This is a genomic window from Leucobacter sp. M11, from assembly GCF_035726885.1.
Taxonomy (GTDB): Bacteria; Actinomycetota; Actinomycetes; order Actinomycetales; family Microbacteriaceae; genus JAPFRB01.
The window spans coordinates 233,522-234,566 of record NZ_JAPFRB010000003.1 but is presented as its reverse complement, the minus strand read 5'-3'; the positions used below and the strand labels follow the sequence as shown (position 1 = coordinate 234,566).

The window sequence follows — 1,045 nt, the reverse complement described above, 5'->3', positions numbered from 1 at the left end:
ATTCGGAGCCTGGCTCGGTACGGTGGGGCAGGGCGAAAGGAAGTGGCGGCGTGACCGTGAAGCGGAACACCTGGCAGCGCGAGGCCGTGCGCGCGGCGCTCGTGTCGGCGCCGGGCTTCGTGAGCGCCCAGCAGCTCCACCACTCGCTCCGCGAGGGGGGCACGACGATCGGCCTGGCCACCGTGTATCGCGCGCTGGCGAGCCTGCACGAGGCGGGCGACGCGGACACGCTGCAGTCCCCCGAGGGGGAAAACCTGTTCCGCTCCTGTGCCCTGGAGGGGCACCATCATCACCTGATCTGCCGCTCCTGCGGGTACACCGAGGAGCTCAAGGCGAAGGCCGTCGAAGAGTGGTCGCAGCGCGTCGCCGCCGAGCACGGCTTTCGTGAGGTCACGCACGTCGTCGATATCTTCGGCACCTGCGGATCCTGCGCGACGCAGGGGGCCACGTCGGCCGCCGTCGCCGCTGAATAAGGGCTGTCCGCGCTGAGGACCGGGCTTCGCCGCGGGTCAGCGGGGCTCGATCACGGTCCACTCGCCGTACTTCGGCAACCGGCCGTCGCCCGAGGAACGGCCCGTCAGGCGGCGCTTGACCCAGGGCGCGACGTGCTCCCGCGCGAAGCGCGCGTTCTCCACGAAGGACGGCGCGCGGCCCGGCGCGGGTGCCTGCGTCTCCCAGCCCCCCGGCGCGGGCCGACCCAGCGCCGCCAACACGTTTGCGGCGACACGCTGGTGGCCGATCGGGTTCAGGTGTAAGCGATCCACGGACCAGTACTGGGGCCCCGCGAGCTCTGGGTCGGTCCAGTTATCGGCGAAGCGGATGCCGAGTCGGCTCGCGAGTTCGCCAGCCGCCCGCGCCAGCGCATCCCCCTTCCGCGCGACCCGCGAGCCGAGGGGCAGCCCGCCCGTCGGGTTCGCGCCCGCCACCAGTACGGTCTCCGCGCCCGAGGCCATGATGCGGCGGAGGGCCGCCTCGGTCCGGGCGATGATCTCCGGCAGGTCCGTGCCGGGGCGGAGCATGTCGTTGCCGCCGCCGTTGAAGGTTA

At 72.5% G+C, this 1,045-nt stretch carries 2 protein-coding genes; one reads left to right on the top strand and one right to left on the bottom strand.

The features are described from left to right. Positions 1–50: 50 nt before the first annotated feature. Positions 51–473 carry a Fur family transcriptional regulator gene (locus OOT08_RS09390; RefSeq protein WP_325092386.1) on the top strand — a complete coding sequence of 141 codons (423 nt, stop codon included), beginning with the start codon at positions 51–53 and terminating at the stop codon, positions 471–473. 36 nt (positions 474–509) lie between these two features. Here OOT08_RS09390 and OOT08_RS09385 read toward each other — a convergent pair. Continuing rightward, positions 510–1,045, bottom strand: a 536-nt coding sequence (locus OOT08_RS09385; protein WP_325092385.1) for a GDSL-type esterase/lipase family protein, incomplete at its 5' end; no start/stop codon positions are given.